General features: G+C 71.1%; 1 pseudogene. It reads left to right on the top strand.

Annotation, left to right across the window (positions count from 1 at the left end):
- Positions 1-140 precede the first annotated feature (140 nt).
- Positions 141-235 (top strand): annotated as a pseudogene (locus tag ACZ3GY_RS24825) (histidine kinase dimerization/phospho-acceptor domain-containing protein); the annotation flags it as partial.

A 235-nucleotide genomic window follows, 5' to 3' on the forward strand; every position in this document is an offset into this window, starting at 1 on the left:
AGGTTCGCCTGACGGATCTGCTGCACCCGGGTCGGCACACCACCCTCGTCGATGTCGACGGCATCGACATCCTGCTCGGCGCCGTCGCAATCGGCGCGTGTGCGATCGCGTCCGCGGGGATCCTCGGGTGGCTCGTCACCCGCAGGGCCGTGCGACCGCTCGTCGACGCCCTCCGGCGCCAGCGAGAGTTCGTCGCGGATGCCTCCCACGAGCTGCGGACCCCTCTCGCGATCCT

The organism is Pseudomonas sp. PME37.24/006, assembly GCF_055556635.1.